Origin of the sequence: Phenylobacterium sp. (assembly GCF_036501465.1) — a bacterium.
Taxonomy (GTDB): domain Bacteria; phylum Pseudomonadota; class Alphaproteobacteria; order Caulobacterales; family Caulobacteraceae; genus Phenylobacterium.
The window spans coordinates 21,297-36,317 of the sequence record NZ_DASYAF010000045.1 but is presented as its reverse complement, the minus strand read 5'-3'; the positions used below and the strand labels follow the sequence as shown (position 1 = coordinate 36,317).

At 69.7% G+C, this 15,021-nt stretch carries 13 protein-coding genes; 5 read left to right on the top strand and 8 right to left on the bottom strand.

What is annotated here, in order from left to right:
• Window positions 1-27: 27 nt before the first annotated feature.
• The 4 genes from glyS to VGL85_RS04435 all read right to left on the bottom strand — a co-directional run bounded on the left by glyS (window position 28) and on the right by VGL85_RS04435 (window position 4,047).
• Entirely contained in the window at window positions 28-2,022 is a 1,995-nt protein-coding gene (gene glyS, locus VGL85_RS04450; RefSeq protein WP_331586399.1) for a glycine--tRNA ligase subunit beta, read from the bottom strand.
• A gap of 2 nt (window positions 2,023-2,024) precedes the next feature.
• Window positions 2,025-2,939, bottom strand: a complete 915-nt coding sequence (locus VGL85_RS04445) for a glycine--tRNA ligase subunit alpha (protein ID WP_331586397.1) — start codon at window positions 2,937-2,939, stop codon at window positions 2,025-2,027.
• A gap of 112 nt (window positions 2,940-3,051) precedes the next feature.
• Window positions 3,052-3,336, bottom strand: coding sequence for a hypothetical protein (locus VGL85_RS04440; protein ID WP_331586395.1), 285 nt, complete (start codon window positions 3,334-3,336; stop codon window positions 3,052-3,054).
• A 57-nt stretch (window positions 3,337-3,393) separates the two neighbouring features.
• On the bottom strand, window positions 3,394-4,047 hold the full coding sequence (locus VGL85_RS04435) for a fasciclin domain-containing protein (protein WP_331586393.1): 654 nt from the start codon (window positions 4,045-4,047) through the stop codon (window positions 3,394-3,396).
• A gap of 411 nt (window positions 4,048-4,458) precedes the next feature.
• Here VGL85_RS04435 and VGL85_RS04430 point away from each other — a divergent pair, with 411 nt between their 5' ends.
• Window positions 4,459-4,797, top strand: a complete 339-nt coding sequence (locus VGL85_RS04430; protein WP_293372711.1) for a P-II family nitrogen regulator — start codon at window positions 4,459-4,461, stop codon at window positions 4,795-4,797.
• 28 nt (window positions 4,798-4,825) lie between these two features.
• A complete protein-coding gene (locus VGL85_RS04425; protein ID WP_331586391.1) occupies window positions 4,826-6,286 on the top strand; it encodes an ammonium transporter in 1,461 nt (486 codons plus the stop codon).
• A gap of 49 nt (window positions 6,287-6,335) precedes the next feature.
• Here the strand turns inward: VGL85_RS04425 and VGL85_RS04420 are convergent, their stop codons facing one another.
• The 3 genes from VGL85_RS04420 to VGL85_RS04410 all read right to left on the bottom strand — a co-directional run bounded on the left by VGL85_RS04420 (window position 6,336) and on the right by VGL85_RS04410 (window position 10,701).
• Window positions 6,336-7,226 carry a 4-(cytidine 5'-diphospho)-2-C-methyl-D-erythritol kinase gene (locus VGL85_RS04420; protein ID WP_331586389.1) on the bottom strand — a complete coding sequence of 297 codons (891 nt, stop codon included), beginning with the start codon at window positions 7,224-7,226 and terminating at the stop codon, window positions 6,336-6,338.
• A gap of 23 nt (window positions 7,227-7,249) precedes the next feature.
• Window positions 7,250-8,962 (bottom strand): tetratricopeptide repeat protein, encoded by a 1,713-nt coding sequence (locus tag VGL85_RS04415; protein ID WP_331586387.1) that lies wholly within the window; start codon window positions 8,960-8,962, stop codon window positions 7,250-7,252.
• A gap of 65 nt (window positions 8,963-9,027) precedes the next feature.
• Window positions 9,028-10,701, bottom strand: a complete 1,674-nt coding sequence (locus VGL85_RS04410) for an electron transfer flavoprotein-ubiquinone oxidoreductase (protein ID WP_331586385.1) — start codon at window positions 10,699-10,701, stop codon at window positions 9,028-9,030.
• A 114-nt stretch (window positions 10,702-10,815) separates the two neighbouring features.
• On the opposite strand from VGL85_RS04410, the gene VGL85_RS04405 reads away from it, so the two are divergent.
• The 3 genes from VGL85_RS04405 to VGL85_RS04395 are packed head-to-tail and all read left to right on the top strand — an operon-like array spanning window position 10,816 to window position 14,535.
• Window positions 10,816-12,012 (top strand): SGNH/GDSL hydrolase family protein, encoded by a 1,197-nt coding sequence (locus VGL85_RS04405; protein ID WP_331586383.1) that lies wholly within the window; start codon window positions 10,816-10,818, stop codon window positions 12,010-12,012.
• Window positions 12,013-12,067: 55 nt separating this feature from the next.
• Window positions 12,068-12,736 carry a GntR family transcriptional regulator gene (locus VGL85_RS04400; RefSeq protein WP_331586380.1) on the top strand — a complete coding sequence of 223 codons (669 nt, stop codon included), beginning with the start codon at window positions 12,068-12,070 and terminating at the stop codon, window positions 12,734-12,736.
• Window positions 12,736-14,535: a serine hydrolase domain-containing protein gene (locus VGL85_RS04395; RefSeq protein ID WP_331586378.1), complete on the top strand. Its 1,800-nt coding sequence runs from the start codon at window positions 12,736-12,738 to the stop codon at window positions 14,533-14,535. The genes VGL85_RS04400 and VGL85_RS04395 overlap by 1 nt, the downstream gene beginning before the upstream one ends.
• On the opposite strand, the gene VGL85_RS04390 is transcribed toward VGL85_RS04395, so the two are convergent.
• A complete protein-coding gene (locus VGL85_RS04390) occupies window positions 14,532-15,014 on the bottom strand; it encodes a VOC family protein (protein WP_331586376.1) in 483 nt (160 codons plus the stop codon). The genes VGL85_RS04395 and VGL85_RS04390 overlap by 4 nt on opposite strands.
• Window positions 15,015-15,021: the final 7 nt, after the last annotated feature.

The following is a 15,021-nucleotide window of genomic DNA, read 5'->3' as shown; positions in this document are numbered from 1 at the left end:
GCCCGTGATCGTCTAGCCCGTGATCGTCTAGCCCGTGATCTGGCCGAAATCCGCCACGCGTCCCATGGCGTCGCGGACCTTGATCAGCAGCCTCAAGCGGTTCTCACGCTCGGCAGGTACATCGGAGTTCACTAAAACCTTCTCAAAGAACGCGTCCACCGGCGCGCGCAGGGCGGCGAGTTCGCGCATGGCGGCGGCGTAGTCTTCCTTGGCCAGCGCCTTGCCGACCTCGATCTCCATATGGCCCACGGCGGCGGCCAGGCCGCCCTCCTCGCCGCTGACGTCGGCGTTCGGTTCGCCGGCGGGCAGCGGCCCCTTCTTCTCCTCGGCCTTGAGGATGTTCACCGCGCGCTTGTAGCCGGCCAGCAGGTTCTTGCCGTCCTCGGTCCCCAGGAAGCCGGACAACGCATTCACCTTCGAGACGATCCGCACCAGGTCGTCGTCGCCGAGCGCGAAGACCGCGTCGACGAGATCGTGCCGCTCGCCCTGCTCGCGCAGCAGGACCTTCAGGCGATCGGCGAAGAAGGCGAGAAGATCGGCGGAAGCGATGTTGCGCAGCGGCAGGCGCGCCCGCGTCGACAGGATGATGCGGATCACGCCCAGCGCGGCACGGCGAAGCGCAAACGGGTCGCGGCTGCCGGTGGGCTTCTCGTCGATGGCGAAGAAGCTGACCAGGGTGTCGAGCTTGTCGGCGAGCGCGACGGTCGCGGCGACCGGCTCGGTCGGCACCTCGTCGCTGGGGCCTTGCGGGCGGTAGTGGCTGCGGATGGCGCCGGCGACCTCGGGGGCCAGGCCCTCCTTCTCGGCGTAGTAGCCGCACATGATCCCTTGCAGCTCGGGGAACTCGCCGACCATGCCGCTGACCAGGTCGGCCTTGCAGAGGCGCGCGGCCTGTCCCGCCTGGGCCGGGTCGGCGCCGAGGATCGGGGCCAGTTCCCTGGCGAGCGCGGTGATCCGCTCCACCCGCTCGGCCATGGTCCCGAGCTTGGCGTGGAAGGTGACGCCCTGCAGCTTCTCCAGCCGCTCTTCCAGCCGGACCTTGCGGTCCTCGTCCCAGAAGAACCGCGCGTCCGCCAGGCGCGCCGACAGCACCTTGGCGTTGCCGGCGGCGATGGCCGCGCCGCCGTCCGGCGCCTCGATGTTGGACACCACCAGAAAGTGCGGGACCAGGAAGCCGGACTTCGGGTCACGCACCGCGAAATACTTCTGGTGGGTGCGCATGGAGGTGCGGATCACCTCGGCCGGCAGGTCCAGGAAGGCGGGGTCCATGTCGCCCAGGATCGGCGTCGGCCATTCGGCCAGGCCCGACACCTCGTCCAGCAGGCCCTCGTCCTCCACCAGTTCGAAGTTGCGCGCGAAGCAGAGGGTGCGCGCGGCGTCCATGATCCGCTCTTTCCGCTCCTCGGCGTCGAGCACCACGAAGTGGCGGGCCAGACCGTCGGCATAGGCGTCGAAGTCGCGGGCCTGGAACGGCTGGGCCGAGCCCATGAACCGGTGGCCCTCGGAGGTGTCGCCGCTCTGCGTCTCGTCAATCCAGAAGGGCACGACCTCGTCGTCGAAGACGCAGAGGATGCGCTTCAGCGGCCGCACCCATTTCAGCGTCCCGCGTCCCCAGGTCATCGACTTGGGCCAGGGGAAGGACCGCACGATGGCATCGACCATCTCGGCCACGATCGCCGCCGTCGGGCGGCCGGCCTTGTGCAGGTGGGCGAAATAGACCCCGTCGCGTTCGGTGAGCTGGTCGCGGGTCAGACCGGTGGAGCGCAGGAAGCCCTCGATGGCCTGATCCGGCGAGCCCACGCGCGGGCCCTTGCGCTCCTCGTGGCGGTCGGCCTGGGCGGCCGGCAGGCCCTCTGCGACCAGGGTCAGACGGCGCGGCCCAGCGAAGGTCTTCAGCGCCTCCGGCAACAGCCCCTCGGCCGCCAGCTTCTCGCGCGCCATGCGCTCCAGGTCGCGCGCGGCGTTGGCCTGCATGCGCGCGGGGATCTCTTCGCTAAAAAGTTCCAGAAGAAGCTGAGGCATGCCTAGTGGGACCCGCCCGCTGTATTCCCGCCTTCGTTGGCGACCCAGGCTTCGGCGCACATCTTGGTCAGGTCGCGGATGCGGCCGATGTAGCTCTGGCGTTCGGCGACGGCGATCGCGCCGCGGCTGTCCATCTTGTTGAACAGGTGGCTGGCCTTCAGCACGTGGTCGTAGGCCGGCAGCACGATCGCCTGGCCCTGCGGTCCCTTGATCGCCAGCAGGCGCGGCACCTCGGCCTCCATATCTTCGAACTCGCGCTTCAGCATGTCGACGTCATAGCCGTGGAAGTTGGCCTCCGACTGCTGACGCTCGTTCTCCAGGAAGACGTCGCCATAGGTCATCGGCGCCGGGCCGTCGGGATCGTTGAAGGCCAGCTGCGTGAAATGCTCGACGCCTTGCAGGTACATGGCCAGGCGTTCCAGCCCATAGGTCAATTCGCCGGCCACCGGCCAGACGTCCAGGCCGCCCACCTGCTGGAAGTAGGTGTACTGGGTGACCTCCATCCCATCGCACCAGACCTCCCAGCCCAGGCCCCAGGCGCCGACGGTGGGGTTTTCCCAGTCGTCCTCGACGAAGCGGATGTCGTGCAGGCGGGTGTCCAGGCCGATGGCGCTGAGGCTGCCCAGGTAGAGGTCCTGCAGGTTGTCCGGGTTCGGCTTCAGGATCACCTGGTACTGATAGTAGTGCTGCAGCCGGTTGGGGTTCTCGCCATAGCGGCCGTCGGCCGGGCGGCGCGAGGGCTGCACATAGGCCGCGCGCCAGGGCTTGGGACCCAGCGCCCGCAGCACGGTCGCGGGATGCAGGGTGCCCGCGCCGACCTCGATGTCGTGCGGCTGCAGGATCACGCAGCCCTGTCGGCTCCAATAGTCGTGCAGTCTCAGGATCAAGTCCTGAAACGAAAGCGGTTTTTCGGGCATCGGCCTAGGGGTCTTCGGGGCTGTTCGCAGGCGCAAAAAAAGTCGGCGGACCATAGGGCCCGCCGACCTCTGCTTCAACCCGCCCCAAAAGGGCGGAACTCGCTCGCGGGCGCTAGTTGCCCTTGGCCGGGGTGCGCTTGCCGGCGTTCGACATCGGGCCGCCGTACTTCGCGCGATTGGCCGCGGTGTCCGGCACCGGGCCGTTGGTCGTGGTGGTGACGGTGGCGGTCGCGCCGCTCGACGGGTCGGTGGTGGTCACCGAGGTCGAGGTTTGCGTGCCGGTGGACGCCGCCGGCGGGGCCGCCGTGGTGGTGGTCGTGGTCGACTGGCCTTGGGCGAAGGCCGCGCCGCCGATCAGGGCGGTCGCGGCGACGGCTGATAGGATCGCGATCTTCATGGCTGGGGTCTCCAACTGCCTTGTTCGGCAGCTAAAGCGCCCCACGCCGGTGAAGGTTCATTTCTTCTTCTTGGGCGATGCCTTGGCGGGGGCGGGCTCCGGTTCCGGAGTCGGGGCCGGGGCGGGCGCGGCTTCCGGCTGCGGCTGCTCCTGCGGCAGGGTCTCGGGCACCGAGCCGGGGATCAGCACGGCGTTGATCACCTGGATGATGCCGTTCGAGACCATCACGTCGGGCTGGATGATGGTGGCGTTGTCCGCCTTCAGCGTCCCGTCGGGGGCGGTGCCGTCCACCACGATCTTGTCGCCGGCGCCGGTGGGGATGCCGCCGTGCGCGCCCTTGATCTTCGAGGAGTCGATCTTGGCGTTGATGATGTAGTGCAGCAGCGTCTTCTGCAGGGCGTTCTTGTCCCCCGAGATGGCCGCGAGCTTGTCGGCGGTGAGCGCCTCGTTGGTCGGGGCGAACACCGTCAGGCCCGGGCTCGACTTCAGCAGGGCCATCAGGTTCACCGAGGTCAGCGCCTTCACGAAGTTGCTGAAGTCGGCGTTGCTTTGCAGCGTGATGTCCAAGCCGCCGTTCGGGACCAGCTTCGCGCCGGGCGCCGCAGCGGCGGGCGCGGTTGGCGCCGCAGGGGCCGCAGGCGTCTGGGCAAGAGCGGCGCTGGAGATCAGGGAGACGGCCGCGGCCGCGGTCAGCAAGCGATGGATCGGCATCAGGTCCTCTGGTTGGAACAACAGTCCGTCGTGGAGCAACAGCCCGTCAGGATTAAGGCTAACGGCAAACGCGTTTGCACCAGCGGGGTTCGCGATGTCTACGGTCAGCCAAGCCTAGGGCCGAAGTTCACGGCTTCGTGAATACGAGGGCGGCGGCGCGAAACCAAGCCCCTCGACGGCGCAATCGCCCAAATATCGGGCGCCCAGGCCCGCAGGCGCCCGGATTTACGGCTCACGAGCCCTTCTTGCGCAGCTTCCCGGCCCCAGCCGGGCGCTCGCCTGCGGCCCGCCATAGCCTCCCAGGACCGCCGCGGAACGGGGATGGGGACAGTCGCGGCGGCGCCAACTCAACACTGGCCAACTCAACACTGGCGGCCGGTCCAACCTCGAGGACCGCGCGGGAGCGAGCGGATGAAACTGATCATGGCGATCGTCAAACCCTTCAAGCTGGACGACGTGCGCGAAGCGCTCGTGGGCGCCGGCGTCGAGGGGCTGACGGTTTCGGAAGTCAAAGGCTACGGCCGGCAAAAGGGGCAGACCGAGATCTACCGGGGCGCCGAGTACCAGGTGAATTTCCTGCCGAAGGTGAAGCTGGAGGCGGTGGTCGACGACGCCGCCGTCGGCAAGGCGGTCGAGGCGGTCAAGGCCGCCGCGGCCACGGGCAAGATCGGCGACGGCAAGATCTTCGTCCTCAACGTCGAGGACGCCGTGCGCATCCGGACCGGTGAGACCGGCGCCGCGGCGCTCTAGCGGTCAGAAATTCAAGGGGATCAAGAACATGAAGTTCATCGGTACGAAAAGATTGGCGGGGGGTTCGAAAAGGCTGGCCGGGCTCGCGCTCGCCGCCGCCATGCTCGCGGGGCCGCTCGGCGGCGCCGCCCTCGCCCAGACCGCCCCGGCGCCGGCCGCGCCAGTTGCGGCGGCGCCCGCCGCGGCCGCTCCGGCGGCCGCAACTCCGGCCGCAGCGGCGACGCCCGCGCCGGCCGCCGCGCCCGCCGCGCCGAAGATCGACACGGGCGACACCGCCTGGATGCTGACCTCCTCGGTGCTGGTGCTGATGATGACCATCCCGGGCCTGGCGCTGTTCTACGCCGGTATGGTGCGCAAGAAGAACATCCTGGCCACCCTGGCCCAGAGCTTCGGCGCCACGGCGCTGATCACCGTGCTCTGGATGATCATCGGCTATTCCATCGCCTTCACCGACGGCGGCAAGAACAACGCCTTCATCGGGGGCGTGAAGTACCTGTTGCTCGGACCGATGGGCCTCAACGCCACCAGCAGCCTGGCGGCGACGATCCCCGAGTCCGTCTACATGTTCTTCCAGATGACCTTCGCGATCATCACGCCTGCGCTGATCGCCGGCGCCCTGGCCGACCGGATGAAGTTCTCAGCCTTCCTGACCTTCATGGGCGCCTGGCTGCTCCTGGTCTACTGCCCGATCGCCCACTGGGTCTGGGGCGGCGGCTGGCTGGGAACCATGGGCGCGCTGGACTATGCGGGCGGCACCGTCGTGCACCTGAACGCCGGCACCGCGGGCCTGGTCGCAGCCCTGATGCTCGGCAAGCGCAAGGGCCTGGGCGTCGAGAACATGGCGCCGCACAACCTGGCCTATTCGGTGATCGGCGCCTCGCTGCTGTGGGTCGGCTGGTTCGGCTTCAACGCCGGTTCGGCCGTCACCTCCAACGTCAACGCCGGCATGGCCGCCGCGGCGACCCAGATCGCCACCGCCGCCGCGGTGCTGGCCTGGATGGCCGCGGAATGGATCATCTCCAAGAAGCCGTCGGTGCTGGGCATGGTGTCCGGCGCCGTGGCCGGCCTGGTGGCGATCACCCCGGCCTCGGGCTTCGTCAACCCGATGGGCGCGCTGATCATCGGCCTGGCCGCCGGCGTCGTCTGCTACATCTCGGCGGTCCACGTGAAGAAGATCTTCGGCTACGACGACGCGCTCGACGCCTGGGGCGTGCACGGGGTCGGCGGGGCCCTCGGCGCGCTGCTGACCGGCGTGTTCGCCAGCAAGCTGATCAACCCGGGGTCGGCGCCCAAGGGCGGCCTGCTGGAGGGCAACGCCCACCAGATGCTGCTGCAGGTCTACGACGTCGGCGCGACCTTCCTCTACTGCGGGGCGGTCACCTTCGTGATCCTGCTGGCGATCAAGTACACGATCGGCCTGCGGGTCTCCGAAGAGGTCGAGGTCGAGGGCCTGGACATCAACCTGCACGGCGAGGTCGTGCACGGCTAGGCCTAGCGGCCGAAGCCAGCGGGACGGGGGTCCTTCGGGGCCCCCGTTTCTATTGTGGGTCCGGCCAGGGTCCGCCGAGGCGGCAGCGGGCGATCCACCAGTCCGGGCACAGCGCCTCCAGCCGCTCGGCCAAGCCCTCGGCCTCGATGTCGGAGGCGCATAGGGCAAAGCAGGTCCCGCCGGAGCCCGACACCCGGGCCAGCAAAGTTTCCGGCTCGCCGGCCAGGGCGTCGCGCGCCAGCCCGACCTCGGGCGCCACCGCGATGGCGGCGGTCTGCAGGTCATTGCGCTGGGCGGTGAGCCACGCGGCCAACTCAGCAGCGTCCTCGAAGGCGTCCGGCATGGCGGGGACGGCGACGTCGCCGAACCGGCCCAGGGCGTCGAAACGCCGGTAGACCTCGGCGGTGGAGACCGGGACGCGCGGATTGACCAGCACCGCGTCCAGCGGCGGCAGGCCGGGCGCGGACGACAGCCGCTCGCCCCGCCCCTGGGCGATCGCGGGCGCGCCCCACAGGCAGGCGGCTCCGTCCGCGCCCAGCGAGGCCGCCACCGCCTCCAGGGCGTCATTGTCGAGGCCGAGCCCGAAGGTCTCGCGCAACAGGCGCAGCGCCGCGCCCGCGTCGCTCGAGCCGCCGCCCAGGCCCGAGGCGACCGGCAGGCGTTTTTCGAGGCTCAGGCCAACGGGCGGCGTGGGCCGCCGGGCCGCGGCGATCAGGGCGCGGGCGGCGCGCAGGACGAGGTTGTCGCCGTCTCCGGCGAGATCGCGCGTGAAGGGCCCGGTAACGCGCAGCGACAGCGCCTCGGCCTCGAAGGTCGCGACCTCGTCGCCGAGGTCGGCGAAGGCCATCAGGCTGCAGATCGGGTGATAGCCGTCCGCGTCCGGCCCGGCCACGTGCAGGAACAGGTTGAGCTTGGCGGGCGCGAAGGCCGTCCGGCCCATGGCGAACCCCTCCTGGCAGAGCGCTAGGGCTTGGTCGGGCCGCCGGCGGCGAGCTTGGGCGCCGGACCGTCAGGGCCCAGGCCGGAGGCGAGCTTGGCTTCGGTGGCGACCTTGACCTTGTCGTCGGGCTTCAGGGTCAGCACCCGGCGCCATTGGAACTGCGCCTCGTCCTTGCGGCCCACCTTCCAGTAGGCGTCGCCCAGATGGCCGTTGATCTCGGGATCGCCGGCCTCCAGCTCGACGGCCTGCTCCAGCTTGTCGACGGCGGTCTTGTAGTCGCCCAGGCGGTAGTAGGCCCAGCCCAGGCTGTCGACCATGGCTCCGGAGCGCGGATCGGCGGCCACGGCCTTCTCCACCATCCCCAGGGCTTCCTTGAGGTTCTCGCCGCGATCGATCCAGGAATAGCCGAGATAGTTGAGCAGCTCCGGCTCGTCGGGACGGATCTTCAGGGCCTTCTGCAGGTCGGCCTGGGCGTCGGGCCAGCGGCCCATGCGCTCCAGGGCCACCCCGCGCGAGTAGAGCAGCCGCCAGTCCGGCGTCTTCTGGTCGGCGATGACGCCGTCCATCACCTTCACCGCCTCGGGATACTTCTCATCCACGCGCAGCAGGTCGGAGAGCGTGATGCGGGCGTCGAGATCGCCGCTGCTCGCCGCCGCGCGCGCCAGCTTCAGCGCCGTCTCCTTGTCGTCGGCGGTCTGGTAGGTCCAGGCGAGCTTGGCCTGGGCGGTGGAGTACTCCGCCGAGCCCGGCTTCGGCTTCTGATAGGCCGTGCGGGCGGCGTCGACGTCGCCGCTGGCCTGCATCATGTCGCCGACCATCACCCAGGCGTCGTCGCGGCTGGGATCGAGCCGCAGCGCCAGGCGCAGATAGGCCAGGGCCAGCTCGGTCTGCTTGGCCTCGATCATGGTGGCCGCGGGCGCAAGCATGACCTGGGCGGCGCCCTCGCGGATCGACAGCATTGGCGGAGCGGGCTTGCCGGCCTGGACGCGGGCCTGGGCGGCCTTCACGGGCGCGTCGTCGGGCTCCTTGGTCAGGTAGCTGTCATAGAGCGCCTGGGCGTCGAGCTTGCGGCCGCGCCGCTCGAGGAAGGCGCCGTCGTCGAGGACCGCCATTTCCGTGGGCGTGGCGACCGAAGTCGCCGCCTTGAAGTCGGTCTCCGCCTCGTCGAAGCGTTTGGCGCGCTCGAACAGTTCGCCCTGACCGAGCTCGCCGAAATAATCCACCAGCCGGTCGCCGCGCACCGATGGGCGCACCAGCGAGCCCTCGACGTCGCCCGACTCCGCCGCCGCCCAAGGGGCGAGCAAGGCGGCCACCGGCTTGTGCGGGAAGGCGATATTCTGGTCAGTGAGGATGGCCTTGGCGTCCTTGCCTCGGCCCTGGGCCATCGCCTCGACGGCGACCACCAGCTTGCCCAAGCGCTTGGAGACCTCGGTGGCGTCGGCGTTGGTGGGCGCGAGCGCCGCGGCCTTGGTGATCTCGCCGGCCAGCAGCGCCGAGGTGAAGGCGCGCTCGGCGATCATCGGGTTGCCGGTCTCCAGCCGCGCCTGGTCGAAGAACTTCGCGGCCTCCTGGCTCTTGCCGGCGTTCAACGCCGATTCCCCAGCCAGGAACACGCCGTAGGGCGAGGTGGAAGCGTTGACGCCGCTCCCCGCCGAGGCGACGGAGCCGCCAGGCCCCGTGGCGCAGGCGCAGAGCAGGATCATCGGAGCGGCGGCGGCAAGGAGGGACAAGCGCATCGGCGGACCTTCCGTCCTAAGGATGGCCGCTACAAGGCGGCCGCCAGACACCTGAAGGATTGGCGTCACATGTTGGGGTAGTTCGGGCCGTCGCCGCCCTGAGGCGTCGTCCAGTCGATGTTCTGCGACGGGTCCTTGATATCGCAGGTCTTGCAGTGGACGCAGTTCTGGAAGTTGATCTGGAACTTCGGGTTTTCGCCCTTATCGTCATACAGCACTTCATAAACGCCCGCCGGGCAGTAGAGCCGGGCAGGCTCGCCATACTTCGGCAGGTTGATGGAAACCGGCACCGCCGGGTCGCGCAGCTTCAGGTGCGCCGGCTGGTTCTCGTCGTGGTTAGTGGAGGACAAAAAGACGCTGGAAAGCTTGTCGAACGAGGTCACCCCGTCCGGTTTCGGATAGACGATCGGCTTGTAGTCCTTGGCAAGGCCCGTGCTGTCGGCGTCGTTCTTCTGATGATGCATGGTGCCGAAGGGCGAGAACCCGCCCAACAGGCTGGTGCACCACATGTCGATCATGCTCAGCACCCCGCCCAGGCCGGTGCCGAACGTCGTCAGGATCGGCTTGGCGTTGCGCGCCAGGTGCAGGTCCTTGCGCACCCAGGACTTCTGGTAGGCCGCTTCGTATTCCACCAGGTCGTCACGTTGGCGGCCTGCCTGGATCGCGGCATAGGCGGCCTCGGCGGCCATCATGCCGCTCTTCATGGCGTTGTGGCTGCCCTTGAGGCGCGGCACGTTGACGAAGCCGGCGCTGTCGCCCAGCAGCACCCCGCCGGGGAAATAGAGCCGCGGCACCGACTGCAGTCCGCCCTCTGAAATGGCGCGCGCGCCATAGGCGATGCGCTTGCCGCCCTTCAGGTATTTCGCGATCTCGGGGTGGGTCTTGTAGCGCTGGAACTCGTCGAACGGCGACAGCCAGGGGTTCCGGTAGTTCAGGTGCACCACATAGCCCACGGCCACGTAGTGGTCGCCGAAGTGGTAGAGGAACCCGCCGCCGCCGGTCTTGTCGTCCAGCGGCCAGCCGGCGGCGTGCTGCACCAGGCCCGGCTGGAAGACCTCGTCCGGCACCTGCCAGAGCTCCTTCAGCCCAATCCCGTACTTCTCGGGATCGGCGCCCTCGCCCAGGCTGAACTTCGCCCGCAGCTGCTTGGACAGCGAGCCGCGCACGCCTTCGCCGATGAAGACGTACTTGCCATGCAGCTCGATGCCCGGCTGGTAGTCGGGCCCGTGGGAACCGTCCTTCTGGACGCCGAAAACGCCGGCCACCACGCCCTTCAGCGCGCCGGCCTCGTCGAAAACCGCCTCGGAGGCGGCCATCCCCGGATAGACCTCGACGCCCAGGCCCTCGGCCTGCTCGGCCAGCCAGCGGCAGACGTTGCCCAGCGAGGCGATATAGGTCCCGTGGTTGTGGGTCAGCGGCGGCATCAGGAAGGTCGGCAGCTGCAGCGAGCCCTGCGGCCCCAGCATCAGCCACCTATCGACGGTGACCGGCGTCTCCAGGGGCGCGCCCATGGATTTCCAGTCGGGGAACAGCTCGGAAAGCCCCTTCGGGTCGATCACCGCGCCGGACAGGATGTGGGCGCCGACCTCGGAGCCCTTCTCCAGCACCGCCACGGAGATTTCGGTTCCGGCGGCCGCAGCCAACTGCTTCAGGCGGATCGCGGCCGACAGGCCCGACGGCCCCGCGCCCACGATGACGACGTCATACTCCATCGCCTCGCGTTCGATCGCTTCGCTCATCAGCCCCGCAGCTCCGTTGATCCCTCGCCCGACTTATCGGAATGTCACATGACCGCGGTCAAGCAAGAACCATGCGCCGGACATGGTGCCGAAGGCCGGGTCGGGGGAGAAATCATGCGCCTTTTGGCTCTCGTTTGCGCCATGGGACTTGCGGCGTCGCAGGCTCAGGCTGCGGGACACTGGATCGGCAGCTGGGGGGCCTCGCCGGCCATGCCCATGGCGGCGCCGGCCAACAATCCGGCCCGCGGCACGGCCAGCTTCAACAACCAGACGATCACCCAGGTCGTGCGGCTGTCGGCCGGCGGCGCGCGGTTGCGCATCCGGCTTTCCAACGAATACGGGCCCAAGCCGCTGCAGATCGGCGCCGCCCGCGTGGCGCTGGTGACCGCCGATGGGGCGGTCGTACCGGGCAGCGAGCGTGCGGTGACCTTCTCGGGCGACGCCAAGGCGACGATCGCGGCCGGCGCGCCCATGCTGAGCGACCCCGTCGCCCTGCCCACCAAGCCACTCGCCCGCCTGCGCGTCAGCCTCTACCTGCCGGCCGACAGCAACGGCTGCACCTGCCACATGACCGGCCAGGAGCTGATCTCGATCGCCAGCGGCGACGCCACCCAGGCCCCGCCGCCGCCGTCCAAGGGCGTTGGCGACTACCGCGCCTTCCTGACCGAGGTCGATGTGGAGAGCGCCGCTCCGGTCCGACCGGTGATCGCGACCTTCGGCGACTCCATCACCGACGGCTACCGTTCGACCGATGGCGCGAACCACCGCTGGCCCGACCGGCTGGCTGAGCGCCTCGACGCGGCGAAGAAGCCATATGCCGTGGTCAACACGGCGATCAGCGGCAACCGGGTGCTGGCCGAGCAGCTGCCGATCTTCGGCCAGAACGCGCTCAGCCGCTTCGACCGCGACGTGCTCGCCGTGCCCGGCGTCACCCACGTGACGGTGCTGGAAGGCGTCAATGACCTCGGGATGACCAAGCCGACGCCGGCCGCCGAACAGCTGATCGCCGGCTACCGCCAGCTGATCGCCCGCGCCCACGAGCACGGGCTGAAGATCATCGGCGCGACCATCCTGCCCTATGGCGGCGCGTCCTACTTCTCCGCGGCGGGCGAGGCCCAGCGGCAGAAGATCAACGCCTGGATCCGCACCGGCCACGAGTTCGACGGGGTCATCGACTTCGACGCGGCGATCCGCGATCCGGCCAAGCCCGATCATATGAAGGCCGATCTGCAGTCCGGCGACTGGCTGCACCCCAACGACGCCGGCTACCGGGTGATGGGTGACGCGGTGAACCTAGCCCTGTTCCGCTGAGCCCGAGGACTTCGCCGGTTGACGCGGACGCCTGCATCCCTTTATTGTATACAGTATGCGAAATATCGAACCCCTGCGCCGCCAGAACACCAGCGAGACGGTGGCCGCCGCCGTGCGCGAGATGATCGTCGACGGGCGGCTCTCGCCGGGCGAGCGGATCAACGAGGTGCGGCTCTCCGAAGCCCTGGGCGTCAGCCGCACGCCGCTGCGCGAGGCGCTGAACCGGCTGGCGTCGGAGGGCGCGCTCTCGCAGGCCCCGGCGATCGGCTATTCGGTGCGCCCGCTCTCCGTGGCCGAGGTCGACCAGCTCTACGACATTCGCCCCTTGCTCGACCCCGAGGCGTTGCGGCTCTCCGGCCTGCCCTCGCCGGCCCGCCTGGCGCGGCTGCAGGCGCTCAACCGCCGCTTCGCCGCCGCGCGGGATGGGGAGACGGCCATCGCCCTGGACGACGAATGGCACCTGGCCCTCATCGAGGACTGCCCCAACCTGGTTCTGGTCGAGCTGATCCAGGGTTTCATGCTCCGCACCCGCCGCTACGAGCTGGCGCTGCTGCGCGAGCGGCCAAACCTCGAGCGCTCGACGCAGGACCACGACCGCGTGCTGGCGGCCCTGGAGAGGGGCGACCTGGCGCAGGCCTGCGCGGCGCTGAAAACCAACATGCAGAGCGGCAAGACGCCGATCCTGGCGTGGCTCTCCACCCGCGATGAGACGGGAGTCGCCTGATGCGCCGCCTGCTCTGGGCCACCCTGGCCGCCGCCCTCGCCCTGCCCGCCGCGGCCCAGCCGGACGTCGATCCGCTGGTCGGCCTCTGGCGCTACGAGACCCGGGCCGACCCGGCGGCGCACGGCCCGCTGACCCTGACCCTCAGGGGCGAAAAGTGGCTGGCTTCGATGGGTGGGCGGATAGCCGGCGGCGTGCCGGTCAGGGGCGAATTGCGCGTCACCTTCCCGGGGAACCAGGGCGAGCTGCGTATCCCCGCGCCCCACCAGGACGGCGAGCTCCACGGCTTCTGGGTCCAGCCCGCCACGCCCGCCGCAGGTCCCGCCCAGGCCTATGCGACCCCGGTCACCCTGCGGCGGCTGGCGCCCGGCGCCTGGCGCGGTGAGGTGACGCCCCTGCCCCGCAGCTTCACTCTCTGGCTGAAGGTCACCCGCGACGCCGACGGGACCCTGATCGCCGCATTCCGCAATCCGGAGTTCAACGCCAACGCCGGCCGGGTCCAGTTCGTGGCGAGCCACGCGGGCGAGGCCGTGACCTTCGAGAGCCGCCCGCAACCGGGCCGCAAGGCCGTCGTCCTCAAGGCGATGCTGGACGATGGCCGCCTGCGGATGGCCTATCCGCCGCTGCCGGGCGAGATCGCCCTGGCTCGCCCCACGCCGGCCGAAGCGGCCGCCTTCGATCCGCGCCCGCCCGGCGGCGCGCCCTACGCCTATCGGCCGCCGGTCGCGCTCAAGGACGGCTGGACGACCGCGCGCGCCGCCAGCGTCGGGCTGGACGAGGCCGGGCTGGCGACGCTGATCCGGGCGCAAGCCGCCGCCGATCCGGCGGCCGCCCGGCCGCAGCTGATCCACGCGCTGCTGGTCGCCCGGCACGGCAAGCTGGTGCTGGACGAATACTTCTTCGGCTTCGACGCCAAGACGCTCCACGACACCCGCTCGGCCGCCAAGACCTTCAACTCGGTGATGCTGGGCGCGGTGATGCGCGGCGACCCCGCCTTCGGGCCGCAGAGCCGCATCTACGACGTGCTGGCCGGACGTGGCCCCTTCGCCCATCCCGATCCGCGCAAGGCGCAGATCACGCTCGCCAACCTGATGACCCACACCTCGGGCCTGGCCTGCGACGACAATGACGATGCTTCGCCGGGTAACGAAGAGACGCTGCAGCGTCAGACGGGCCAGCCGGACTGGCTGAAGTACACGCTCGACCTTCCCCAGGCGCACGATCCCGGCGCCCGCTACGCCTATTGCTCTGCCAATGCCAACCTGGTGGCCGGCGCGCTTTCCGCACGCACCGGAACCTGGCTGCCGGCCCTGTTCGACCGCACGGTCGCCCGGCCGCTGCAGTTCGGCCCCTATGCCTGGGACCTGACGCCCACGGGCGACGGCTATGGCGGCGGCGGGGTCTATGTGCGCCCGCGCGACCTCCTGAAGATTGGCCAGGCCTATCTGGACGGCGGGGTCTGGCACGGCCGCCGCATCGTCTCCGCCGCCTGGGTGAAGGCTTCGACCGCGCCCAGGGTCGAGATCACGCCGCAGACCACCGGGCTCTCGGCGGAGGACTTCTCCAACGTCTATATTCGGGCGCGGGACGGCTACGCCTGGCACCTCAACCGCCTGAAGGTCGGAGATCGGACCTTCGACGACTATGAGGCCACCGGCAACGGCGGCCAGTTGCTGATCGTGGTCCCCGCCGTCGACGTGGCGGTGGTCATCACCGGCGGCAACTACGGCCAGGGCGGCGTCTGGCTCCGCTGGCGCGACGACATCGTGGCCCGAGGCGTGCTGGGCGCGATCGTCCGCTAGGCGGCCTCGCGGCCCGCGTAGGCGGCTTTCAGCTTGGCGACGTCCAGCTTCACCATCTGCATCATCGCCGCCATGGCCCGCTCGCGGCCGGCCGGGTCCGGCCCGCCGATGCACTCGAACAGGGCCTTCGGCACCACCTGCCAGGAGAGGCCGAAGCGGTCGGTGAGCCAGCCGCACTGGCTGGGCTGGCCGCCCTCCAGCAGCTTGTCCCAGTAATAGTCGACCTCCGCCTGGTCCTCGCAGTCGATGACGAAGGAGAAGGCCGCCGACAGCTTGTAGACCGGCCCGCCGTTCAGCGCGGTCACCCGCTGGCCGTCGATCTCGAAGTCCACCACCATCACGTCGCCCGTCGGGCCCGGCGCGGACTCGGTGTTGCTGAGGTCGGTCAGGATCTTCGAATTCGGGAAGACCGAGACGTAGAACTCGGCCGCGGGCCGCGCCTGGTTGTCGAACCACAGGAACGGATGGATCTTGGGCATGCGGCCC